The sequence below is a fragment of the Psychrobacter sp. P11G3 genome (genome assembly GCF_001435845.1).
Lineage (GTDB): Bacteria > Pseudomonadota > Gammaproteobacteria > Pseudomonadales > Moraxellaceae > Psychrobacter.
In genome coordinates this window covers 2,829,898-2,856,160 of the sequence record NZ_CM003596.1, presented here as the reverse complement: position 1 = coordinate 2,856,160, position 26,263 = coordinate 2,829,898, and the positions used below count along the sequence as shown (strand labels likewise).

16 protein-coding genes are annotated in these 26,263 nt (G+C 42.6%); 12 read left to right on the top strand and 4 right to left on the bottom strand.

The window, feature by feature from the left end:
* Window positions 1-12: 12 nt before the first annotated feature.
* From pilQ to AK824_RS11500, 7 genes are all read left to right on the top strand, one after another.
* On the top strand, window positions 13-2,364 hold the full coding sequence (gene pilQ, locus AK824_RS11530; protein WP_057761703.1) for a type IV pilus secretin PilQ: 2,352 nt from the start codon (window positions 13-15) through the stop codon (window positions 2,362-2,364).
* 205 nt (window positions 2,365-2,569) lie between these two features.
* Window positions 2,570-3,130: a shikimate kinase AroK gene (gene aroK, locus AK824_RS11525; protein WP_057761701.1), complete on the top strand. Its 561-nt coding sequence runs from the start codon at window positions 2,570-2,572 to the stop codon at window positions 3,128-3,130.
* A 75-nt stretch (window positions 3,131-3,205) separates the two neighbouring features.
* Window positions 3,206-4,312 (top strand): 3-dehydroquinate synthase, encoded by a 1,107-nt coding sequence (gene aroB, locus AK824_RS11520; protein ID WP_057761700.1) that lies wholly within the window; start codon window positions 3,206-3,208, stop codon window positions 4,310-4,312.
* Between the two features lie 130 nt (window positions 4,313-4,442).
* Window positions 4,443-5,531, top strand: coding sequence for a hypothetical protein (locus AK824_RS11515; protein ID WP_057761698.1), 1,089 nt, complete (start codon window positions 4,443-4,445; stop codon window positions 5,529-5,531).
* An 864-nt stretch (window positions 5,532-6,395) separates the two neighbouring features.
* Window positions 6,396-10,859: a glutamate synthase large subunit gene (gene gltB / locus AK824_RS11510; RefSeq protein WP_057761696.1), complete on the top strand. Its 4,464-nt coding sequence runs from the start codon at window positions 6,396-6,398 to the stop codon at window positions 10,857-10,859.
* 231 nt (window positions 10,860-11,090) lie between these two features.
* Complete coding sequence (locus AK824_RS11505; protein WP_057761694.1) at window positions 11,091-12,512, top strand: glutamate synthase subunit beta; 1,422 nt, start codon at window positions 11,091-11,093, stop codon at window positions 12,510-12,512.
* A gap of 289 nt (window positions 12,513-12,801) precedes the next feature.
* On the top strand, window positions 12,802-14,013 hold the full coding sequence (locus tag AK824_RS11500) for an FUSC family protein (protein WP_057761692.1): 1,212 nt from the start codon (window positions 12,802-12,804) through the stop codon (window positions 14,011-14,013).
* An 81-nt stretch (window positions 14,014-14,094) separates the two neighbouring features.
* On the opposite strand, the gene AK824_RS11495 is transcribed toward AK824_RS11500, so the two are convergent.
* Complete coding sequence (locus AK824_RS11495) at window positions 14,095-15,228, bottom strand: ABC transporter substrate-binding protein (protein ID WP_057761690.1); 1,134 nt, start codon at window positions 15,226-15,228, stop codon at window positions 14,095-14,097.
* A 375-nt stretch (window positions 15,229-15,603) separates the two neighbouring features.
* Between AK824_RS11495 and AK824_RS11490 the strand changes: the two genes are divergently transcribed.
* Window positions 15,604-16,431, top strand: a complete 828-nt coding sequence (locus tag AK824_RS11490) for a 3-oxoacyl-ACP reductase (RefSeq protein WP_082624646.1) — start codon at window positions 15,604-15,606, stop codon at window positions 16,429-16,431.
* A 201-nt stretch (window positions 16,432-16,632) separates the two neighbouring features.
* Here AK824_RS11490 and AK824_RS11485 read toward each other — a convergent pair whose 3' ends face one another.
* A complete protein-coding gene (locus tag AK824_RS11485) occupies window positions 16,633-17,463 on the bottom strand; it encodes an HAD family hydrolase (RefSeq protein WP_082624645.1) in 831 nt (276 codons plus the stop codon).
* Between the two features lie 300 nt (window positions 17,464-17,763).
* Here AK824_RS11485 and AK824_RS11480 point away from each other — a divergent pair, with 300 nt between their 5' ends.
* From AK824_RS11480 to AK824_RS11470, 3 genes are all read left to right on the top strand, one after another.
* Window positions 17,764-18,270: a hypothetical protein gene (locus tag AK824_RS11480; protein ID WP_057761688.1), complete on the top strand. Its 507-nt coding sequence runs from the start codon at window positions 17,764-17,766 to the stop codon at window positions 18,268-18,270.
* Window positions 18,271-18,720: 450 nt separating this feature from the next.
* Window positions 18,721-19,194 carry a BLUF domain-containing protein gene (locus tag AK824_RS11475; protein ID WP_057761686.1) on the top strand — a complete coding sequence of 158 codons (474 nt, stop codon included), beginning with the start codon at window positions 18,721-18,723 and terminating at the stop codon, window positions 19,192-19,194.
* Window positions 19,195-19,567: 373 nt separating this feature from the next.
* Window positions 19,568-20,032: a BLUF domain-containing protein gene (locus AK824_RS11470; protein ID WP_057761684.1), complete on the top strand. Its 465-nt coding sequence runs from the start codon at window positions 19,568-19,570 to the stop codon at window positions 20,030-20,032.
* A 116-nt stretch (window positions 20,033-20,148) separates the two neighbouring features.
* On the opposite strand, the gene AK824_RS11465 is transcribed toward AK824_RS11470, so the two are convergent.
* Together AK824_RS11465 and parC are read right to left on the bottom strand one after the other, a co-directional pair.
* Window positions 20,149-21,267, bottom strand: a complete 1,119-nt coding sequence (locus AK824_RS11465; protein WP_057761683.1) for a YecA family protein — start codon at window positions 21,265-21,267, stop codon at window positions 20,149-20,151.
* Window positions 21,268-21,393: 126 nt separating this feature from the next.
* Window positions 21,394-23,700, bottom strand: coding sequence for a DNA topoisomerase IV subunit A (parC, locus tag AK824_RS11460; RefSeq protein WP_057761681.1), 2,307 nt, complete (start codon window positions 23,698-23,700; stop codon window positions 21,394-21,396).
* Window positions 23,701-24,157: 457 nt separating this feature from the next.
* On the opposite strand from parC, the gene AK824_RS11455 reads away from it, so the two are divergent.
* Window positions 24,158-25,951, top strand: coding sequence for a vWA domain-containing protein (locus AK824_RS11455; RefSeq protein ID WP_057761679.1), 1,794 nt, complete (start codon window positions 24,158-24,160; stop codon window positions 25,949-25,951).
* The last annotated feature ends 312 nt before the right edge of the window (window positions 25,952-26,263 follow it).

Below are 26,263 nucleotides of genomic sequence, written 5' to 3'. Positions count from 1 at the left end.
GAGGAATAAATAATGACAGTACGCAATAACAAGGTAATGATGATGAGCAACCGCATGTCTTCTGCTTTTGCCATTTCAGCACTGGCAGTCAGTATGGTGGCTGTGACTAATAGTGCTCATGCTGCACAGCGCATTGATAATGTCTCTGTAGTACAGACCGCACCTGCAGTGACGCAAATGCGTTTGGGATTTACAGGATTGCCAGTATTGCCTGCAGCCTATCAGCTTGATGATCCTAGTCGCTTAGTCCTAGATTTCGAACAAGTACAGAATGGGCTTGCTAGCCGCTTTAACGAATATAACATTGGTGCGATTAATGACGTTACTACGCTAAGTAGTGACAGTACCACGCGCCTTATTGTTGGTTTAAAAGAGTCAGGAAGTTATACGACAGCGATTGAAGGTAATGATTTATTGCTGACCATCACTGACCCTAATCGTCCTGTCATTACCAGCGACCCGATTCAAGATGTACTTAATAACAATAATAGTATGACAACGACCGCTGTCGTTACGCCTATTGTTGAGAGTTCTACTGTACCAGTAGCACCTGTACGTACCACGAGCAAGGTTGTTGTGAAGAACGAAGTACCAGCTGACACGATGGTGGTCAGAGTCAATCCGCTTTTGAACCCTCAACTAGCAGCTTCACAAGTAAGCAAGCAGTATAGCTATGATGGGCTAAGCGCAGTCAATTTTTCAGCAGGCAGTGATGGTGGCGGTAATGTCAGTATGGTACTTGCCAACGAAGCTATTCCAGTAGATGTGCAGCGCCAAGGTAATAAGCTTGTCGTACGTTTGACTGGTAGTACGGTTCCGAGAAATTTATTGCGCCGATTGAATATTAACAGTGGTCTTGTTGGTAGTATTGATACCAAAAACCAAGGACAGAATGGCGTCGTTACCATTAACATGAATGACGATTATGAGTATCAAGCCTACCAATCAGGTAACCAGTTAAATATTGGTATTAAAAAACCTGAGCTGTTACGTGAGCCAACGCTGGAAGAAAGAGTCTATAGCGGCGAACCGCTATCTATGGAATTCCAAGATGTTGAGGTTCGTAGTGTCTTAGATATTTTGGCGCAGTTTACTGAGATGAATATCGTGGCAAGTGATTCTGTTGCTGGCAACATCACTTTGCGTTTGATTAATGTTCCTTGGGATCAAGCCCTCGATATTATTTTGAAAAGTAAAAATCTAGGCAAGCGTGAAAATGGTAATGTGATTTTGGTGGCGCCTTCTACTGAGCTGGCTGAGCAAGAAGCACGTGAACTAGAAGCGCAGCAAGCTGTTCAATCTTACGCACCTTTGCGTACTGAGTACATTCGTTTAAGCTATGCAAAAGCACAAGATGTCTTAACGCTTATTTCGCAAGGTAGCGGCGCGACTGGTAATAGTAGTGGCCTCGCAAATCGTGAGGATAATAATACATTGTTATCCAATCGTGGTACGGTAACAGTTGATGAACGTACCAATACTTTGATTATCAAAGACGTTGCTGACAGTATCGAAAACATCCATAAATTAATCAGCAAAATTGATATACCTGTTCGCCAAGTCATGATCGAAGCACGTATCGTCAGTGCAACTGATAGCTTCAGTAAAGAGATTGGTGTTCGTTGGGGTATCTTGTCAAATGGTGCTGCCAACAACCGTAGCTTATTGGTTGGCGGTAGCGATCAAACCTTATGGGATTTGAAAGATTTTGATGTAGAGACGACGACGGTCAATGGTCAAACCGTTTCTTATCCTTCTTATGACATTACTCGTCCTGATAACCTAAACGTTGATTTAGGCGTTTCTAACCCAGCAGGTAGTATTGCCTTTGGTTTGCTCAGTATGTCTGATGTGATGCTCGATCTTGAGTTGTCAGCACTACAGGCGGACAACCGTGGTGAAGTTATTTCTACACCTAAGATTTTAACCGCAGATAAGCAAACAGCAAAAGTTTCTTCTGGTACTCAGATTCCGTATCAGGAAGCATCAGCCAGTGGTGCGACGACAACCAGTTTTAAAGAGGCTGCATTAAGTCTAGAAGCGACACCAAATATCACACCTGATGGTAAAATTGGTTTGCAATTGGTCATTACCAACGGCACGCCGACAATCATTAATAATCAGGTTGCTATCTCTGAGGATTCTATATCAACCAATGTTATTATTGAAGATGGTCAGACAGTGGTATTAGGCGGCGTCTTTAAAAATCGCACTAGTAATGGCGTAGATAAGGTGCCTTTCCTAGGAGACTTGCCTTATATCGGTCGTGCATTCCGTCGTGATGTACGTAGTAATAGTAAGGAAGAGCTACTTATCTTTGTGACCCCAAAGCTTATTAATGATGGTACGAGTCGTCTGAACTAATCATAAATTGTTTAGCTGATTGCTAAAAAAAGTAAGCCATAGTGCTTGCTTTTTTTATGCGTGACACTAGTGGTTTTCTAGCTGCAATATCTATGTATGTACTGATAAATAGTGTGCTCTAAATTTTACTCACAATAATCACGGCTCATTACTAGCCAGAATAACAATGACGTTGTATCATACCTAATTTAGCTGAGTAAGTATTATGGGGCAGGAATTACCGTCGGTGTTTTTAGTGGGTCCGATGGGAGCAGGGAAGACGACAATCGGAAAACTGCTTGCCAAGCAGTTAGGTCGCACCTTTGTAGACAGCGATTGGTATATTGAATCGCAGACAGGTGCTGACATTGCTTGGATATTTGCCAAAGAAGGTGAGGCAGGCTTCCGTGAGCGTGAAACGCGTGCCATTGATGAATTGACCCAAAACTCTCAAATCGTATTGGCGACCGGTGGCGGTGCAGTCATGTGTGCTGAAAACCGAGAGTTCCTAAAACAGCGTGGCATCGTCGTTTATCTTAATGCACCTGTCGAGGTGCAGCTGGCACGTACCTCTAAAGACAAGTCTCGACCATTATTACAGCAGCCTAATCCTAGAAAAATATTGCAAGAGTTATACAGTGCGCGCGATCCACTCTATCGCCAAGTCGCCCATATTATTATGCCTACTGGTCACACGTACCCACGCCACATGGTCAATCAATTAATGCAGCAGCTAGAATCATTCGTCGATTGCACTACGGACTCATCGGTGCACCAAGAAGACTAGTAATAGACTGGCAACTACGATTGATATGCAGACTCAATTACTTTTACCTCATCGAAAATGCTTTAGGAGTATCACATGGTAATGCCGTTTCATGATGGCTTAATAGTTCATACGCAAAGTCATGATTATCCTATTGTTATTACTGAACAATCTGCGACCGAACATAGCAGTATGGCAAAGCAAATCACGCCTTATATCAGTGGTCGTCAAGTTTTGATCGTCACCAATGACACTGTGGCACCTTTATACTTAAAAGCATTAGAAGATGAGCTAGCAGAACAGTTTGTGGTAAAGGTGTGCGTACTGCCAGACGGTGAACAATACAAAAACCAGGCAAGTATTGATCAGATTTATGATGCACTGATGACAGAGCACTTCAATCGCGATGTGACACTTATTGCCCTTGGCGGTGGTGTGGTTGGAGATATGACTGGTTTTGCTGCTGCTAGCTTTATGCGCGGTGTCAATTTTATTCAAATTCCAACGACGCTATTGTCACAAGTGGATTCTAGTGTTGGTGGTAAAACGGGTATCAATCATCCGCAAGGTAAAAATATGATTGGTGCTTTTTGGCAGCCGCAAATGGTGCTTGCTGATATGAGTACGCTTAAGACACTGCCTGCGCGTGAGCTATCGGCTGGAGTGGCTGAGATTATTAAATATGCCCTTATCATGGATGAGGTCTTTTTAACATGGCTTGAGGCAAACTTGCCTGCAATGATGGCGCTTGATTTGGCAGTACTTGGTGAAGCTGTAAAGCGCTGCTGTCAGTACAAAGCCGATGTAGTGGCACAAGATGAAAGAGAGTCCGGTGTGCGCGCGCTATTGAACTTTGGTCATACTTTTGGTCATGTGATTGAAACACATGAAGGCTATGGCAATTGGTTACATGGCGAAGCAGTAGCGGCTGGTATGGTACAAGCAGCTGAGCTATCGCAAAAGATTGGCTGGCTAACTGATAATGAAGTTATACGTATTAAGCGTGTTTTGGAATTGGCAAACTTACCTATTACGCCACCAGCTATCGATGTAGACACTGCTTTAGATTTAATGGGACACGATAAAAAAGTGAAACACGGACAAATCCGCCTAATTTTGTTAAAATCAATTGGCGATGCGGTAATGACTAATGAGTTTGACGGCGAACTATTGCATGAAGTTTTGTCAAAACATAGCGCGTAACGTCTCAAGAACTTATCGTTTATATATTTATACTAAAATCTCGTACTTATAGCCGACTGGTTAGCTGTACCTCTGTTTAAATAAGCATCTATATCATGCTGTAAAACATGTGTTTACCAAGGACCGCCTCATGGCAACATCAAAAACAAAAACGCGTACTGCTAGCCAATCATACAGTCGTCAAGCACTGATTTGGCTAATAGTGACTCTACTTTTAGGGGTAGTCACAGCGTTAGTATGGATGTTTAGTCAAACGCCAGCCATGGGTGCCAAAATTGAGAATGCACCAATATCAGCGCCAGAGATTTTGAATGAAGAGTTTGAGCAACCACTAAAAGTTGAATCGCTGCATGAGTTAGATACGGATGTGCAACCGATTAATTTTGATGCAACGATTCGAGATTTGCGCGATTATCCGGACGAGTTCAAAGACAAGCGTTATCTGCTAGCTAATAAAGGCAAGTGGACTGTTCAAGTAATGAATGTCGCTGAAAATGATGTGATTGTTAGTTACTTAGAAGGCCGTCAAGATCGTGATAAATTTGCTTATTTCCGTTATCTTGATGATGAAAAACAAGTCCGTTATATGCTGACTTATGGGATTATGAGTAGCCCGCAAGAAGCAGTAGGAGCCGCAAAGCTAATAGACTTTAAGTTACCTACAAACGTACGTGTACTGCCAGAAGAGATTAGTCGGTATGTCAGTATCATTGATAATTATGAGCGTCCTGATCCAGTAAAAGATTTGAGTACAAAACGTACACGTGCCGTCGACTTAAAACCTACCAAGCGTGAAGTGCCTGCTCGTTTGCAAGAAGAAGCTGATGACGCCGCTGCTCAAGCAGCTAGTGCTAACAGTAATCGAGGTAACCAAGAAAGCGCTAATGGTAGCAGTCCTCAAGAGAGTATTCGTCAGTCGGTAGATACCTCTGCCACGTTATCTGTTAGTGAAGAGCGTACGGTTGGTGGTGAGACGCAGACAATATCTGAAGCATCGCCAAAAGACGAAAACAACGCAAGTAAGTCCGCGCCAGAAAATAAAAAGCCTGCGGCACCGGCGGAGAGCAGTACCAGTAAGAAGCCACCAGTCGTGCCAACGCCTAAGCCCCCTAATAGCACAAATAATAATTCAAATGCTAATGGCAAAAGTGCTAACGCAAATCCTCCCAAAAATAATAGCGACAGTATAAAAGCGCTAATAGAAGATAAGAGTAATTAGTTTTTGTCTGATTAATTTAACCCACTAGCGATTTGGTTAGTGGGTTTTTTTAGCGTTATACGAAATCATTCCATCGTCATAATAAGCGGTAAGCTACTACTGTTAAATATTATCAAAGCCTTTTGCTAACTGTCATTTATATTGTTCGCATTAAAATTTTAATAACAGTTTTATTTGTCCTATAACCAATAGTAATAAGTCCTCTTACAATTTATGGCTAATGAATCGATAGAAAAGACTAGATTTTTCGACAATCATTAACTAATATAACTGTGGGCGACGTTCTGTATAGTTATCGTAAAAAATGTCTATTTAACAACTATTTAGTAGTTTTTTCGTGGTTTTTAGAGTTCTTTACTAAATATTATTGTCTCAAGCGCAGTTACTTACTATCTATAATAAGGTTAACGTAAGTGACGCAACCTCTCTTATTGTCACTCTTTTTAGGGTAAACAAAGTGCTTGAATACAGAGCGTCAGATATTCAAGATAAACAAATGCACCGTTATTAAGTCATTGTATGTTTAGCTCTAAATGCTAGACATGACAACATAACAAATGATGCTTAAATGAATGGCATTAGATATCACTGATTGAGTAACTGGCATTTAAGGGCGTAGATTCTCCCGTTGCCAAGGGCTGCTACTTACTATCTTTTGATACACGGACCACATGTCAAGACATCAGCTAATGACCAGGAGGGTCAAGGGTTTTACTTTCTCTTAGAGTATGATGTCTATCGAGCATTGCACTATTTGCCAATTCGAACACACGAATATCCACTATCAGCCCGTTCTGCTTACGGGTACCAACTTATACTCCGCATTGGAAATGTAAGTTGCCCGTCTACTTAAAAGGACAAGCTATGTCAATGATTTCCTCACAAACACACCTGGCCACGCCAGATGATTTTTCTGATAATTGCGGTTTTGGCCTAATTGCCCATATTGAGGGTGAAGCGAGCCATGATTTGGTAAAAACTGCCATTCATAGTTTAAGTTGTATGACACATCGCGGCGGTGTTGCTGCTGACGGTAGAACTGGTGATGGTTGTGGTTTACTATTAGCGACGCCTACCGATTTCTTTAAACAGATTGCTGACGAGCAGCAATTTGCCATTACGGACAACTTTGCTGTCGGTATGGTGTTCGTGAATTTAGATAGCGATAAAGCCAAGCATAGCCAACAAGTATTAAGCGATGAGATTACAGCCCAAGGGTTAGAAGTGGCTGGCTGGCGTGATGTACCACTTGACTTGAGTATTGTTGGTGAGATTGGTCGTGAGACATTGCCAGACTTTAAGCAAGTGTTTGTTAATGCACCAGATGACTTGGCTGCTGACGACTTCAACCGTAAGCTGTTTGTTGCACGCAAAAAAGCAGAGCAGCGTTTGACGGATGATGAGCTATTTTACGTTTGTTCATTGAGTTGTCAGACCATTATTTATAAAGGCTTGGTAATGCCTTCAGATTTACCAGCGTTTTTCTTGGATTTGCAAGATGAGCGTTTGGCGTCACATATCGTAGTCTTCCATCAGCGTTTCTCAACCAATACCTTGCCGCGCTGGCCATTGGCACAGCCATTCCGTTATCTTGCGCACAATGGTGAGTTAAATACCATTACAGGTAACCGCAACTGGTCTAAAGCTCGTACGCCAAAGCTAAAATCAGACAAACTGCCTAACTTGAATGAGCTGACACCACTTGTAAATAGTACCGGTTCAGATTCATCTAGCTTAGATAATATGCTTGAAGTGCTTATGTCTGGTGGTATGAATCTGTTCCATGCGATGTCTATTTTGGTACCGCCAGCGTGGCAGAATGTTGATAGCATGGACATGGATCTGCGCGCGTTTTATGAGTTTTACTCACAGCATATGGAAGCGTGGGACGGTCCAGCAGGTCTAGTCATTCAAGATGGACGCTATGCGGTCTGTATGCTCGATAGAAACGGTCTGCGCCCATCACGTTGGGTAACCACTAAGAACGGCTATATCACTGTTGCATCAGAAGTGGGTGTTTGGGATTACGAGCCACAAGATGTATTAGCAAAAGGTCGCGTTGGACCTGGTCAAATGCTGGTCATTGATACGTTGACTGGTCAAATTCTAGATACGACCGCTATTGCAACTTTACTAAAAACGGCGCATCCATATCGTAAATGGTTGCGTGAAGAAGCAACGCGTGTTCGTGATGATGAACGTCTAGAAGAGACGTTGGCAACGCAAGCGTGCCGCGGTGATAAGCTAAAAGCGCTACAAAAGATGTATCACATCACCAATGAAGAGCGCACAGAAATTATTCGCCCTAATGCTGAAAATGGTCAAGAACCAGTCGGCTCAATGGGTGACGATACGCCAATGGCTGTACTGTCGCAGCAAATCCGCCATGTCGGTGATTTCTTCCGCCAACAGTTTGCACAGGTGACTAATCCGCCAATTGATCCATTACGTGAATCAATCGTGATGTCGTTGCAGACTTGTTTAGGCGCTGAGACTAACGTATTTGCGCCATCTGCGAGAGATGCTCATCGTATTATTTTGTCATCGCCAGTATTGTCAGCCAGCAAGATGCAGCAGCTTGAAACTTTGGATGATCCAGCGTTCAAGATGGCTCGCATTGATCTGAACTATGACCGTACTTTAGAGCTATCTGATGCTATCGTGGCTATTTGTGAGCAGGTGGCAGATAACATTCGCTCGGGTAATACGTTGATTGTCTTGTCTGATAAAGATATCGATACAGACAAAGTACCCGCCAATGCCATTATGGTGACTGGTGCTGTGCATCATTATCTAATCGCGCAAGGTATTCGTACCGATGCTAACTTAATCATTGAAACAGGTCTGGCCCGTGACTCGCATCAAATAGCAGTATTGATTGGCTTTGGTGCAACTTGTGTATATCCATATCTGGCATATGATGTCATTGATGATTTGGTCGCGACTGGTGAGCTACTTGGTGACCCAATTCAAGCCCGTGTTAATTTCCGCAAAGGCTTGGATAAAGGTTTGCTAAAAATCTTATCAAAAATGGGTATCTCTACCATTGTTTCTTATCGCGGCGCGCAGTTGTTTGAAGCGGTTGGCCTATCAGAAGAAGTCGTCAATTTATGCTTTAAGGGCGTACAAAGTCGTATTAAAGGTGCTACCTTTGCCGACCTTGCAGCTGATCAAGCACAATTGGCTGCCAATGCGTTTAAGCGACGCGCTCCTCTAGATCAGGGCGGTCTGCTCAAGTTTGTCTTCAACAAAGAGTACCATGCCTTTAACCCTGATGTGATTAACAGCCTGCATACCGCGGTACGTACTGGTGATTACGATAATTACCGTAATTATGCTGATCTAGTTAATAGCCGTCCGGTCGCGACTTTACGTGATTTGTTGCAACTGAAAACTGACAACAGTATCGATGTCAATGAAGTAGAAGATATCTCTGAAATCTTGACGCGTTTTGACTCAGCTGGCATGTCACTAGGCGCGCTATCTCCTGAAGCGCATGAATCGATTGCGATGGCTATGAATACCATCGGTGGTCGCTCAAACTCTGGTGAAGGCGGTGAAGATCCTGCACGTTATGGCACATTGCGCAACTCAAAGATCAAGCAAGTTGCCTCTGGTCGTTTCGGGGTCACGCCTGCCTACCTTCGTTCCGCTGAAGTCATGCAGATTAAAGTAGCCCAAGGTGCCAAGCCTGGTGAAGGTGGGCAGCTACCTGGTGGTAAAGTCAACGCGCTGATTGCACGTTTGCGTTATTCGGTGCCAGGTGTGACCTTGATTTCACCACCGCCGCATCATGATATTTATTCTATCGAAGATTTGGCACAGCTGATTTTTGATTTAAAACAAGTCAATCCAGATGCATTGGTATCGGTTAAATTGGTCTCACGTCCAGGTGTTGGTACGATCGCGACAGGCGTTGCAAAAGCCTATGCCGATTTGATTACTATCTCGGGCTATGACGGTGGTACGGCAGCGTCTCCGCTATCGTCTATCCATCATGCAGGCTCACCATGGGAGCTAGGTTTGGCTGAGACTCATCAGTCCCTACGAGTGAATGGGTTACGTGATAAGGTACGTGTCCAGACTGACGGTGGTCTAAAAACAGGACTGGATGTAGTAAAAGCTGCTATCTTGGGTGCAGAGAGCTTTGGCTTTGGTACCACGCCAATGATTGCAGTTGGTTGTAAGTACCTACGTATTTGCCATTTAAACAACTGTCCAACAGGTGTTGCTACTCAAAAAGCCAAGCTGCGTGATGAACATTTTATTGGCGAAGCAGAAATGCTGATTAACTTCTTTAAGTTTGTCGCAACTGAGACGCGTGAGTGGTTGGCAGCGTTAGGTGTTCGTAGTATGGAAGAGCTGGTTGGTCGTACTGACTTGCTCGATATCTTAGAAGGTAATACGGACAAGCAGCGTCATCTTGATTTAACGCCATTGCTATTTAGTCACCCAGCCAGTGTAGGCAAAGCACAAACTTGTCAGGTTGAGCGTAACGAGCCGTTTGATAAAGGCTTGCTTGCTGAGCAGATGATTAGCGATATGCTTGTGAACATTCGCAAAGGGGCAGGCGGCGATTATAGCTATTTCGTTGGTAACTGTGACCGCTCTATCGGTGCTCGTATTTCTGGTGAGATTGCGCAAGTCTGGGGCAACCTTGGCATGAGCGATATGCCAATCAAGCTTCGTCTAACTGGTACTGCAGGACAAAGTTTGGGCGTATGGAACGCTGGCGGTTTAAATATCGAGCTTGAAGGCGATGCCAATGACTATGTGGGTAAAGGTATGGCAGGCGGTGAGATTGTGATTTATCCGCCAAAAGACTCAAACTTTATGGCACAAGAGACGGCCATTATCGGTAATACCTGTCTCTATGGTGCAACTGGCGGTAAGCTATATGCTGCTGGTACTGCAGGTGAGCGTTTTGGCGTCCGTAACTCTGGCGCACATGCAGTCATCGAAGGCACAGGCGACCATTGCTGTGAGTATATGACTGGCGGTATCGTCACGATTCTTGGCCGTACTGGACTCAACTTCGGGGCTGGTATGACTGGTGGCTTTGCGTATGTACTCGATATGGAAGGCGACTTCTTTGACCGTTGCAACCATGAGCTAATCGATCTAAACCGTATTTCAAGCGAGCAAACAGAAGAGCATCGCATTCATTTGCAACAAGTGATTGAAGCTCATGTAGATAAAACAGGCAGTGCATGGGGTCAGACTATTCTGAACGACTTTGAGCACTATGTTCGTAAGTTCTATTTGGTTAAGCCAAAAGCGGCGAACATTGCAAGCCTTCTTAAAACTACCATGGCCGACCCACAATAGCCGATACATGACTGCCTATCGTATCAATGGAATGCATTGATGGATTGTATTGATGGATTGGCAGTCGCTTTAATCAGGTTAGCCAGCGTTCCGTTTTTAGAGACGTTTTAACTCACAGGTTTTCAGCAGGTACGTGACAGCAGCGATACATGTCTTAGATTTTAGACAAACCAAACATCGCTGACTGTCGCCACCCACTGCAAAAGAGCCTTATATAAAAGAGATAGCACCATGGCAAAACGCTTAGAAAATAACTTCCAGTTTTTAGATGTACCAAGATTTGATCCAACCAAAAAAGACATTGCAACGCGTTCAACAGAGTTTGTTGAAATTTATAAGCCTTTCGAAAACGAAGCCGTTGCTCAGCAAGCACATCGTTGTCTTGAGTGTGGTAACCCGTACTGCGAGTGGAAATGTCCAGTACACAACTATATTCCTAACTGGCTAAAACTGGCCACAGAAGGCCAGATATTTCAGGCAGCTGAATTGTGTCACCGTACCAATACCTTGCCTGAAGTATGCGGACGAGTTTGCCCGCAAGATCGTCTGTGTGAAGGCGCTTGTACGTTAAATGATGGTTTTGGCGCAGTGACCATTGGTAATGTCGAAAAATATATCAACGATACTGCGTTTGCACTTGGTTGGCGTCCAGATATGTCTGAAGTCGTTTGGACAGATAAAAAAGTCGCTATCATTGGCGCAGGACCAGCGGGTCTGGGTTGCGCGGATATCTTGGTCAGAAACGGTGTCAAACCAGTTGTCTTTGATAAGCGCCCTGAGATTGGCGGCTTACTGACATTCGGTATTCCTGAATTCAAGATGGAAAAAGACGTCATGCGCAATCGCCGTGTGATCTTTGAAGACATGGGTATCGAATTCCGTTTAGAGACAGAGATTGGTACAGACGTCACCATTGATGAGCTATTGGCTGACTATGACGCAGTATTTATGGGTATGGGTACATACACCTATATGCGCGGCGGCTTCGCTGGTGAAGAGCTGACAGGCGTCTACGATGCACTAGATTACCTGATTGCCAACGTGAACCGTTGTAATGACTGGGAAAAAGACGCTGAAGAGTACATCGACTTTAAAGGTAAAAAGGTGGTGGTACTTGGTGGCGGCGATACAGCAATGGACTGTAACCGTACCAGTATCCGTCAAGGCGCCGAAAAAGTAGTTTGTGCCTATCGCCGTGACGAAGAAAACATGCCGGGTTCACGCCGTGAAGTGGTCAATGCTCGTGAGGAAGGCGTCGAGTTCTTATTTAATCGTCAGCCAACCGAAATCATCGGCTTAAACGGTAAAGTTAATGGCGTAAAAGTTGTTACTACTCAGCTGGGTGCACCAGACAACCGTGGTCGTCAACGCCCTGAACCAATTCCTAATTCTGAAGAGATCATCCCATGTGATGCAGTCATCATGGCATTTGGTTTTAGACCAAGTCCTGCTGATTGGTTTGAGTCTCAGCAAGTGGGGATGGACAGCTCTGGTCGCGTACTAGCAGCCGAAAAGCAAACCTTCAAATTCCAGACCCAAAATCCTAAAATCTTCGCTGGTGGCGATATGGTGCGCGGTTCTGACTTGGTTGTGACGGCGATTTGGGAAGGCCGCGAAGCTGCGGAAGGTATTCTAGACTACCTAGAAGTGTAATACGCTAGCGCAATAGACTATTATTCATTAACACTAATGCAGATCTTGATAAGTAATTCGATGAGTCATTTGGTGAATAGTCTTCAATAGTGTAGATATCAATATAGTGTGCTAGGATATTTTTTATAACGCCTTTTACCTGTGAATAATAGGTAAAAGGCGTTATTTTTTGCCCGTCATTTTGCTGATAGAATATTAACTTATACTTACCGCTATTTATTGAGATATTTTAATAATACTTTATTAGAATGTCTCACCTAAACATTCCACCCAAAAAGAGTAGCCTTGCGTGAAACCCACCCTTTATCAGCGTATTACTGCTCCATTTTTCGAACCCTATGTTCGCTACCAACATGCAGATATCCTACATGCCACACGCCTAGGTACGGCTGTGATCTTGGCCCTATTGGTCAATAAAATCACCAATCTTCCGCACGGTGAATGGACGACCATTACCGTATTTATTATTTTAGGGTTATTGCAATACCAAGGTGCTATTTATACTAAGGCGAAAGAGCGCGTAATCGGTACTTTATTAGGTATTGGTACTGCGCTTGGGGTGTTATGGTTTAATCAAAATGCGGGTGCATGGTTGTGGGTGGACTATGCGCTCATTGGTCTGCTAAGTGGCATTATTGGCTATCTAGCCGTTAGACAGCTTGGGTATACAGGACTGTTAACGGGTATCACTATGTTGATGATTGTCTCTGATTTAGGCAATAATAGCATTGGTCAAGATGGTATCTACCGCGCGCTAAATATCTTACTGGGGACAGGCGTTTCGGTAGCAGTGACGCTGATTTTGCCGCTCAAATCAACGTTGATGTGGCGATTTTTATTGAGTAGCAACCTTGACGCTTGTAGTAGCCTCTACGCTGGCGTAGGTCATCATATTGACGCGACAGACGGAGTAGTAGATGACTCTGTTCAAAAATTAAACCCAGTGGCTTTTCCTGTTAAGGAAGTACCAGTTGATAGAGCGTTGGTCACAGCGTTACAGCAGATTAATAAACGTCTGCTGGCTGTGCGACCACATATCGCGGCGACAGCCAGTGAGTCAGGAATCGAAAAAGAAACGCTAGAGACGATCCAACGTACCCACCGTAATATTATCGGGACGATTGATTTACTGTTAAGTGCGGCACCGCGCTTAGCGAATATTGAGATTGATGAAGAAAACCATGTTCTATTGGTACATTATCAGCATGAGCTAACCCAAGCGATGCAGCACATGGCGGCAGTGTTACGTAGTCCAAGCGATGAGGTATTTCGACCCATTACCCGTATTGCCGTCTCAGAGTACCCAAGCGTACAGCACCTAGCATTTGAGTGGCAGGGGTATTTCTGGTTGACCCAAACCTTGCAAACTCAATTACAGCAGCTGAGTGATTTACTACAAACATCGAAGCCGCATTGGTTTGCTGCATCTGGTCTGGGCTATCAACGTCGCGAGCAGCGCCGGATGAAAGAGCAGGGCGGCGAGACAGATTTACATTTGTAACGCAAAAAAACGCTGACCATTTAAGATCAGCGTTTTTATTTTTAAAAGACTACTTTATTTTAAAGTACTAAATCAAAACTATTAACGACCAGTCTTTAGCTTGTCCCAGTACTGTTGATACACTTGCAACGCTTCATCACCCACATCTTCTTGGAACTCAGCTTTTGCCAGTACTTCTTTAGAAGGATAAATCGTTGGATTGTTTTGGACGCTCTCATCCATCAATTCTCGCGCTGCTATGTTTGGTGATGCGTAGCCAATCTCTTCGCTGACAATTTTTGCATTTTCAGGACGCAATAAGTAATCAATAAATTTATGTGCTGCATCAACTTGCTTGGCGTTTTTTGGAATGACAAAGTTGTCCATCCATAAGATAGCGCCTTCGGTTGGATACTTATAAACTAAGCTAGTCAAACCTTCGTCATTGGCCATGACTGCTTCACCATTCCATGTCATACCAAGCGCAGTCTCACCTTCGATATATGGCATACGTGTCGCATCAGAGTTAAAGGTTTTGACGTTTGGCATCAACGTGGTGAGCTTATCGTAAGCGGCTTCGATTTCGTCAGGATTGCTACTATTACCTGAGTAGCCAAGAGTCAGCAGTGCCATACCAAAGACTTCACGCACATCATTAGTCAGCATCACCTGACCCTTATACTTAGGATCCCATAGGTCATTCCAGCTATTGACAGTTTTCGGATCGACACTGTCACCGTTAATGGCTAGACCGGTGCTGCCCCACATATAAGGGATAGAGTATTTGTTATCAGGATCAACTTTGGTATTGGTAAATGAGGTATCAAGGTTTTTAAAATTGCTCAGTTTTGATTTGTCTAGCTCTTGTAGTAGTCCTTCTTTCGCCATCTTTTCGACGTAATAAGTCGATGGAATCGCTAAGTCATACTGGCTCGAATCATCCAATAGTTTGAGTTTGGCATACATCGCTTCGTTAGAGTCAAATGTGGTGTAATTAACTGAGATGCCAGTTTCTTCTTCAAAACCATCTAAAATCTCTTGCGGCATATATTCTGACCAGTTGTAAAGGTTCAGCGTCTCATTGCTCGCCGCAGCACTGCCATCCGCTGCATTATCAGAGTTGCTACAGCTGGCAAGCACCAAGCCGACAGCCGCTGCTAATAATGCTTTTGGCACTATACGACCGACACTAGCCGAGGTGTGAGTAGTTGGATGGGACGATGATAAATGGGTCAAAATATCTCTCCTAAATAAAGATAATGCAAATCAGAAAAATTCAATAAAAAAGCCAAAAAGATAAAAGCCTGATATGGCCAATAAAACTATTATGGTCATTAATTTATACAATTTAAAGGGTTGTTATTAAGGTAATGCTTAACAATACTAATAAAAATAGCCAGTTGGGCTAATGAGATGAGTAGCAAAACTAATTTAATGACAGCTAATTTTAGGTAGAATTGCTAGCGAGCTGCTAACGTCGAATCGAAAAAAGATAGCATATAACCATGCTATGATTGGCGCAGGCCGAAGTATGACGAACATCATTTAAGTAAGTATAAGCCTTTGGCTTTAAGACACCAACCATACCATAATAATAAAGGATACAGCACAATGACCGAAAGTACCTCAACTCAAAACGCCTTGAATAAAAGCCACTCAGTTATACCGGTATTGCTTACGGATAAAGTCGCCATAGTCACTGGTGCCAGTCGTGGGCTCGGTGCACAGATTGCACAGCAAATGGCAGCGGCAGGTGCTATCGTTTGCGTCAACTACCTCAATAGTAAACAGGCTGCTGAGGCGGTAGTGGCTGATATCATTGCGACAGGTGGCCAAGCATTTGCTTATCAGGCGGATGTGACCGATCTTGAGCAAGTACAAGCCATGGCAGCTGAAGTCATCACTCGTCATGGACGTATCGATATACTGGTCAATAATGCTTTGCCGAATTATCAGTTCAATCCAAGTGCTGCGTACACCAGTATTGAGACCGTAAAGTGGTCGCATTTTTCACAACAAATGGACGGTATCGTCAAAGGCGCAGTCAATACAGTGCAAGCGGTGCTTCCGCAGATGAAAGCGCAGCAAGTAGGTAAAATTATTAATATATCGACCAATCTTGTCTACAACCCAGTGGTTACCTATTATGATTACACCACGGCTAAATCAGCATTGATTGGGCTAACACGCAATCTCGCGAGCGAGCTTGGTCAATATGGTATTCGGGTTAATTTGCTGGCAGGTGGATTATTAAAAACTACCGACGCAAGTAGCTTAACCACTGAAGAGGTATTTGATTATATTGCGACTACAACGCCGCTGCGCCAAGCGACTTCGGTAGCTGATTTTGCCAATTCAGTATTGCTCATGGCGTCTGATTTGAGCATGGCTATTACTGGACAATCTATCGCTGTGGATGGTGGCTTGACTATGCCTTAATCGAGGTCTTAACTGACGCCTTAACGTTCTATTGGATTTGTAGAAGGGATAAAATGATCGTCAATGTGATGGAATCATCATTGCTACAGTTTTCATTTATATTTTCTATATAAAATTAGCCCATAACAAAAAGCCCTTACTACTCGGTTAGTAAGGGCTTTTTTTAAATAAACATTAATGGCTTTATGTGCCTGAACAGTCTTATGACTTCATTGCTAACTGATTAAGCACGGTTTGAATACCATATTCTTCAATCGTCCCAGTGACAAAGTCAGCGCGTTCTATTAAAGCTGGCTGCGCATCTCCCATGGCCACGGCAAACCCGACCAAGTCGAACATTTCTAGGTCGTTCATACCATCACCAAATGCCATACATTCGCTTGCATCCACTGCATAGTACTCGCACATATCTTTGATACCGCGGGCTTTTGATGCCTCTGCTGGTAATATATCAGCACCAATCTGATGCCAATGTACCAGCTTTAAATCATACTGAGCAAAATCGATATCCTGCATTTTTTCTTGCTGATTGTTAAAAAATACCGAGCATTGATAGACGGTATTTGTCTTGTAGTACTCAGGGTCAAGGATCGAATTGGGCGTGACCGCATTGAACTCGCGTAAACGTTCATTTTCACCTGACCACGCGATATGAGTGGCAGAGTCAAATTTATGAATCAAATCACTCTGCTGGCACAGGCGTACGATTTTATCTGTCTGTTCAGCCGTTAATGGGTAGTGGCTGATTCGGCCGCTTTTATCAAAACTATATTGTCCATTCATACAAATAATGGCGTCCAATATATCTGCATCAAGCAACGCTAGAATGTCTTCAGGCAATATGGCTTTAGAACGACCAGTCGAAATCACTAGCTTAATATCGGTATCTGCAAGCTGCTCAAGCGTCGCTTTATTGTGTTCAGCGATGATGCCGTTACGGCTTAAGGTATCATCAATGTCAAAAAAGATGATTTTTGGGGTCGAAATCTTAGTAGTCATACTTTCTTTGGCAATCTTATCTTCGATAAACATGATGATCCTATTATTCTTAGTCGTGTAGTTACAATGATTCAGATACTACTACAACATACCCAATCAGATAAATACCTATCGAGTAACCTATGATGCTGCAAATACGCTTATTGAGTCAGCATTAGCATAGTGAGCTTTGCGGTTGCTTATCACTTGCCCAAAGGATTAACAAAAATGCTAAACGATATGATTAACTTAACCGTGTCTATTTATTATAAAGTTATATTCAATTATCAAAACCAATCTACGAAATAAGATGGACTATCGTTATTAATGCAGCAGCTACCTAAAGGAATAAGTATGAACTTTTTCACCTTAAAATCGGTTACAGTTTTGGCAACCTTGGCTTTATCTGCCAACGCTTTCGCAATGGATGTTGATTTTAACGATACTGCTTGGGATGGCAAAAAAATACCTGAGGGGCAGCAATGTCTAAACTATGATGGCAAAAGTCCAGCCACGCCTAGCATGACTGTTTCAAACATTCCGGCAGGCGCGGAAAGCTTGGTGTTCGTCTACAACGATGTAAGCAATAAACGTATGCAGCATGGTGGCCATGGTATCGTGGAGTTCGCACTACCAGAGGGTGCTACGAGTGCAGAATTGCCACGAGTATTTGGTCACACTTACGAAGTACCAGTAGGTATTGAGATGGTCGCAGAATACCGTAACCGTAAAGGTGAGGCGGGCGGTGCATATAAGCCGCCTTGCTCTGGTGGAAAAAACCATCTGTATACGGTAGATGTACAAGCATGGCAAGGCGACTCGGTACTTGCTGAAACAACCGTTGAGATGGGTCGGTATTAATACGTTAGCTATTCAATTAATATGCAACAATTGGTATGCAACAGAGCCGTCTATACAAGACTGTTTATATACCTTAGATGGCTTCTTATTGAGGGTAGGTTGTGTTTTACATGCCTATAAATGCGCTAGCTCAACAGACATTACAGGCCCTGATTGATGTTTATAATATTTAGTTAATCAGTAAACGTGGCTCAGTCATATAAGTGTGTTGAGGCAGGGCTATAGGAAAATATAGATTAGGCTTGTTAACTATTGGAATAATGCCAAGATACTGAACGTGACAACTTTGTAGTATAATTTTACTACTATGGATATTGGTATGCTATATCATTGAAACTTCTATGTTATAAATCTAAAAAAATCATAGCAAATGATAAAAAAAGTTATTAATTATACTTTATCTTAAAGTATATCTTGATTTAAATGAATTTTTTATAAATAAGGTTTCTTATGAACATAACGACAAGCCAACCTTCAGAAGATAGAAAAAGGCATGGCGAGCATATTCTTATCCACATGACATATATCGCCAAAAATGTCGATCTAGATTCGGGGATTGAGCTGACTCGCGCACTTGAGTACTGGCGCAGATATTTTGAAGAAAACGATATCGTTTCAGCTTTAGTCATTAGTGAAGGTTATTTCGTTCAAAGTTTTCAAGGAACAAGACCTGCTATCAATACTGCCTTGGAAAAGATACTTGACGAGCATTCCACTATTGTTCCTAATATTGTGAATATAGAGGAAATAGAATCGCGCCAATGGAGTGGGTTTTTAGTTAAGCATCTAACCTCAAGCGTTGAAGATGAAGAGCATGCCCTAAAGAACTTTTCAGCAGGCTCTGACTACAATCCTTATCTAATGAAAAGCTCTCAGATTGAAAGCTTCTTGAAGGCGATATTCGAAAATGCTGAATCCAATTAATTTTTAATGAGTAGCATTTATTTCTTAAATATTTGCCTCTTAGAGTTGTTAGTAGTCACTTGTCCTAGATAGAATAGAAAAGCCGTCCATACGTTTGTATAGGTGGCTTTTTTTTGAAAGCAAATTAGCAGTATCGGTACAGGATGTTTTCTTAGCAACTGGATAAAATATTGGCGGATGTTCATAAGTGACTATTCATACCTGACTCTTGCAGTATTTAACTACTAAAAACGTCTTGGTGATATCTGTTTTTGTTATGTTATTTTAAGCTATGGATGATAAGAAGCTGGTCAATTCCCAAGAGTTTTATTGATTATACTTTATGATAAAGTGTATATTAGTTTATATACCTATTATATAAATGGATTTTCTTATGCAAATAACCACACGTCAAACTTCAGAAAATAGGAAAAGACATGGCGAGCATCTGCTGATTAGCCTAACGTATATCGGTAAAAACATCGAAATGAAAACAGGTATAGAGTTGACTCGTGCTCTTGAGCAGTGGCGAAGATACTTTGAGGAAAGTGGGTTAGTTGCAGCGCTTGTGATCAATGACGGTTACTTTGTTCAAAATATTCAAGGCTCAAGACCGGCGGTCAACGCTGCTCTAGCGAAGATAATTGATGAGCATTTCAAGATTATTCCTAATGTTGTCAAGGTGGAAGAGATAGAAGCGCTTCGGTGGGATGGGTTGGTAACCAAGCACCTGACGGAAAGTGCCGAAGATGAGGAGTATGCCTTAAAAAATTTCTCAGCAGGTTTTGACTTCAATCCTTACCTAATGAAAAGTACTCAGATTGAAAGCTTTTTGTCAGCGATATTTGAAGGTGGTTAATTCAGAAATTGTAGATGCGTAGTATGCGTTCAGTATAAAGACTGTCTGCTCTAACCAGCATAAGAAAGCCGTCTATACTTGTGTATAGACGGCTTTTTGTTCGATTGAATTTATTATTAAAAATTTATTTTCCTAATGCTACCAATGTTCCACCCCGAAAAATTGACACCATCATCAACTAGTAAATTATCATTATTAGGCTCGAACGGACTTATCCCTGACATGATAAGGCCATTTATTTTATCTTTTTGTTCGTCCGATAAACTGTCCCACCATATAGGTGAAATAAATGTATTTTCAGCAACTCCAAAAAAGAACCTTATTAGCGCACTAAAAATTTTCTTTGGTTCTAAAGCTAATAATGATTCAATAAAGCTTAATACTTTGGTAGAGTTTTTAGACCAACTGAAAACCACATACCCTTTGCCATCACTAGAAAATGAATTAAAAACTAAGTGCTCAGCAACAATATTTAAGTCACCTAAATCTTGGATTAAATTTCCATCAAAGTCATTCATAGGGGCAATAATTGAAGAGACAGCGACAGGCATAGGTGATGTTGAATCAATAATAAGATGGCTTAAATTGCCAATTGATTTTCCTAGAAGTTGGTCATCAAGTTGAGATTTAAGATTCGATAATTCTGCAAGAGCAGCATTAGTTCCTGTTTCATGATTTGCAGCAAATTTTTGAATCAACATTTGAACTAATAGGCTCTTACCTTTATCACTATTTTTAGCGAAATCAGAGGTGTGAAGCCCTCCTTCTTTAGCATAAATCTCTTTTGCTACTGAACGGCACATTAGAGCTAAACACTGTTCTTCATCTCCAATAAACTCTCTATCTTCAATACAAGAGAAAAGGGACTTATCATGTTTGGAACAGAAACCCTTAAAGGTAGAAGCTTTATTAATTCCTATTTTTTCTGGAATTAACTCCCCTTTGTTTCTTGCTATATTTGCGAAGTTTATTTTTAACCCTAAAACATGGTTACTTTCATCTGCAATTTCTTTTAGGCTACTGCTTTTTGAGACAGTATGAGCATTAATGATTTTTTGACTACACTCATGTTTTAAATCAGCGGGGGCATAACAATATTTTCGTGAAGCATTTTTCTGACTATGACCAATAGCCTCGCCTTTACTCACAGGAGTTTCGTTTTCACGTCCATAGTGGCAACGTTTAAATTTCTTTCCTGAACCGCACCAACACTTATCATTACGTCCTGTTTTCATAGGTTTCTGCTTATATTTAATTTGCTAAGAAAATATTCGATATCGCGTAGGCTGGGTGAAGTTTATGATATGCAACACTACGAACATGCGAGCTAAACGTTTAATATGTTTGAGGATTTATCTAAGTTATCCAACTTCAACACTCGTCACGTTCTGAAAGCCTCTTGGCAACTGTCCACCACGATTACCGCGAACACCCGTATAGTTAGCCAAATCATTTGGCTTGAGTGTCACATGGCGTTTGCCAGCAGTAATGACAAGGCTGTCTTGCTGACTAAGTGGTGTGATTGCGAGCACTTCTTCACCGTCTTTTAATTTAATAAGTTTGTTTCCTTTACCGCGCGCTTGTTCAGGCAAATCATCAAGGGCAAATATCAGTAGATATCCTGCATTGGTCGCGACAGCAACATGATCAGGTGTCACACGTATATTACTATTTTCACCTTCGGCATTGGCGGCGGTCTCTACTGGCGCGTCGATACGCGCAACAGGGAGCAAGCGACTATCAGTTGCTAGGTTAATGACGTTTTTACCAGCTTTCTGATTGCTATCGAGGTTGCCAATGGTATTGATAAAACCATAACCTGCTGAGCTGGCAAGGATAATACGTTGATCGTTATCACCCGTTAGTAGCTGCTCAAAGCTAGCGCCTGCTGGCGGCTTTAATACACTGGTCAATGGATCGCCTTGACCACGTGCAGATGCTAAATTATGCGCATCAATACTATAGCTGCGTCCCGTACTGTCGAGCACGTAAATCCTTTCGTTTGATTTGCCGCGCACGTGCGCTTGATAGCTGTCACCTGAGCGGTAACTCATACCAGCGGCATCGACATCATGGCCCTTGGCGGCACGAATCCAACCTGCTTTTGATAAGATGGCAGTGACCGGCTCACTCGGTACGAGGTCTGACTCTTTCAGTGCTTGTGCTTCTTCGCGTTCTGCCAATGGTGATACACGCTCATTGCCATGTTCTTTCATATCGGCAGTAAGCTCATCGATCATCAGATTGGTTAGACTGTCTGGATTGTCTAAGTATTCTTGAATGATGGCACGTTCGGCAGCAAGTTCATCTTGCTCGCGGCGCAGCTCAATCTCTTCTAATTTTGCCAACTGACGCAAACGAATATCCAAGATAGCATTGGCTTGAATGTCAGTCAGGTCATAATCCTGCATCAAGGTCGCTTTTGGATCATCCTCTTCACGAATGATGCGAATCACTTCATCAATATTCAGATAAGCAATCAGCAAGCCCGCCAAGATATGCAAGCGTTTATCGATTTTATCTAGGCGATATTGCAAGCGTCGCGTGACCACCGAGCGGCGACAGATTAACCATTCTTCCAAGACTTCCTTTAAGTTTTTCACCTGCGGCTTACCATTTAAGCCAATCATGTTCATATTAACGCGGTAATTACTTTCTAGATCAGTACTAGCAAATAGGTGACTCATGACACGATCGACATCGACTCGCGTTGAGCGCAACTCAAGGACGATACGGCAGGCATTTTCGTGATCTGATTCATCGTGAATATCGGTAACCCATGGCAGCTTTTTATCGGTCATAAGCTTGGCAATTTGCTCTTGGATTTTGTTGCCTGAAACTTGGTAAGGAAGCGCGTCAATAATGACAAGATTCTTTTCTTTAGAGTCAACATGAAAGGTGGCGCGCATCTTATAACTGCCGCGTCCAGTCTCGTACATCGCTTGCAAATCTTTTTTGCTGGTGATGATTTCCGCTGGCGTTGGCAAATCAGGTGCGGGTATCGATTGGGTAAGCTGCTTAACCGACAGCTCTGGGTTTTTGAGCAGACGAATGGCTGCGCGTACCACTTCATTAAGGTTATGCGGTGGAATATCCGTTGCCATACCAACCGCGATACCTGTCGTACCGTTTAATAAAATATTAGGCAGGCGGGCAGGTAGGGTAGTTGGCTCTTGCATCGTACCATCGAAGTTATCTTGCCAATCGACTGTACCTTGTCCCAATTCTGCCAGCAGTGTATTGGCATAAGCCGACATTTTGGCTTCGGTATAACGCATCGCCGCAAAGGATTTCGGATCATCTGGGCTACCCCAATTACCTTGACCAGTGATAAGCGGATAGCGATAACTGAACGGCTGTGCCATCAGTACCATGGCTTCATAACAAGCACTGTCACCATGCGGATGGTATTTACCCAATACATCACCGACCGTACGCGCGGATTTTTTCGCCTTAGCAGATGACTTTAGCCCAAGCTCGCTCATGGCATAGACGATGCGACGCTGGACAGGTTTTAGACCGTCGGCGATATTTGGCAGCGCCCGATCCATGATGACGTACATGGCATAGTTGAGATAGGCCTGCTCAGTGAACTCTGCGACTGAACGAGTATCCATCGGCTCATTGGGAATAATTGGGGCGATCGTATGATCAATAACATCAGACATAAAATAGGATTCACTTATCAGTTTTAATAGGTATAGATAATTGGTTCAAGCATACAAATAGGATAGTGCTATCGTAAAGGATATTGCACCAATTAAAAAGACGTATGTCAGAATATACGACATCTCGTGACGTGCTTAAAATAAGCGCTTATAAAGGTCTTTTATAGTATGGTGATTCATAGCTTTTATAGATTAAGTTAAGTATAGTAAATCTAATATTTGTTTTTTATATGGTTAATAAATGTCTTAAGGTTTAATCGTTTTTATTTAGGATATTTTATCTATTATTAGTCTATAAAAAGTAGGTACAGAATAGTTTTAATGCAAAATTAATAACTGAAAGTATGACAGTTAATAGACTGAAGAAGGCGGCTGCTTTGCCTATTTAGATAGCATTAACCATATATTGACACGGACAAGTCGCTACTGAATTATCTTACAATAAGGAGTTTCTGTTATGTCATTTGACCCTTTATCTAAAATATCTGCCTCTACCATACTAAAAAACGAAAGTAAGCACCTAGGGAAAAACACTACTAGAAATGTGCTGTTGATTACTGCTGTAGCCAGTCTAGGATTGACAGCCTGTAATACTTCACAAATGAGCAAAACGCTACCAGCCGAGACAAGCAGCACAGTCAATCAAGATGCAGCAGTGATGTCAGAGTCTATCATGGCGTCACCCAGCGTCAGGCCATCCGTCATCAGCCAACAGATGATGATACGTTCTGCGGCGCAGACAGGTATCGTACGCCCATCACCGAGCATCATAGTCACGCCAGAGGCAAAAGACAACTATCAAAAAAACGCAGCTAATCCTGTACATCGAACTACGGATATGGCGGTATCAACCTTGTCTATCGATACCGATACGGGCAGCTACGCCAATGTGCGCCGCTATTTAAACGAGGGTCAACTACCACCTGTTGATGCCGTACGGGTAGAGGAATTGATTAATTATTTTAACTATCAATTTGATGATGGCAAACGCTTAGGTAGTGCCCCGTTTGTCGTATCAACTGAAGTAGTGGACTCACCTTGGGATAGGGCAGATCAGGATAATAAAATCGTCAAAGTCGGTATCAAAGCCGTTGATAGTAGCTGGTCGCAAAAAACGGATAAGCAGTCTATGCCACCTGCCAATCTCGTATTTTTGGTAGATGTCTCAGGGTCTATGTCGTCACGCGATAAGCTACCATTGGCACAGTCGTCGCTTAAGTTGTTGACAGGGCAAATGCGTGCCCAAGACAGCATCAGTATTGTGACCTACTCAGGTAGTACTAGTGTGGCGTTACCTACGACCAGTGGTGACCAAAAAGCAAAAATATTGGCTGCGATCGAGGGATTAAACGCCTCAGGCTCGACCAATGGCGAAGATGCTCTGAAATTGGCCTACAGGCAAGCTGAGCAGGGTTTAAAAAAGAACGGTATCAATCGAATCATGATGTTAACGGATGGCGATTTTAATGTCGGTATTAGTGATGTCGATGAGATGCTTGATTTGGTCAAAGCCAATCGCGATCGCGGTATCTCTTTGTCTACCGTTGGCTTCGGTCGCGGTAATCTGAACGATCACATGATGGAGCAGATGGCGGATAACGGCAATGGTAATTACAGTTATATTGACAGCTTAACCGAAGCAAAAAAAGTCTTTGGTGATGAATTAGCCGCGACATTTAACACCGTTGCTAAAGACGTAAAAGTCCAAGTTGAATTTAATCCTGATGTGGTGAGTGAGTGGCGCTTGATTGGTTATGAAAATCGTGTACTGGCTGAAGAAGACTTCAATAATGACAAAATTGATGCAGGGGAGCTCGGGGCAGGTAAGGCGGTTATCGCCTTGTTTGAAGTGACACCAAAAGGACAGAAAGGGTTATATAGCGATCGTCGATATGCTGACAGCAATGCCAGTATTAGTTCGAATAACAAACAGAAATCTAATGAGCTTGGCTATCTAAAAATTCGTTATAAAGCACCGACAGGTGGTAGCTCCAAACTCGTTAGCCAACCGATTAATAAAACTAGCCACGCTTTAAATAAAGCCAGTATCGATACTCAGTTTGCGATGGCAGTAGCAGGGTTCGGTCAACGCTTGACTCAAAGCGATTATATTAATGATTGGCAGTACAGTGATAGCACTAAACTTGTCAAAAGTAGTATCGCAGATAGACCAAGTAGCGATACTGATGGTACTCGTCGCAACTTTGTGACGTTGACTGAGCTGGCGAGTGCGCTGAAAAATAGCCGATAGTGAACAGATATCGTGTCGGGATGGTCATTAGGGAGCAAAAGTCAAGGGTCATATTTTCTAATGGCTTGACTGATATTTTTAGTCTAATATATTGATATTTATAGGGATATTGAGCGTCAAGCCTATTTGAGAACTGGTGTAGCAATCTTTTGTATTGAGTACTATGTATAAAGTGTGTATGTTAATGAACAAAGGGCTATTTACCGCTATATTGTTCGCTCAGCACTATACAAATATGTCGCCGCCTTGCTTTTTATCATAACGATAGGCAAGACTCTGACGTTTTGTATATTTATCACACTGTGATTGGCG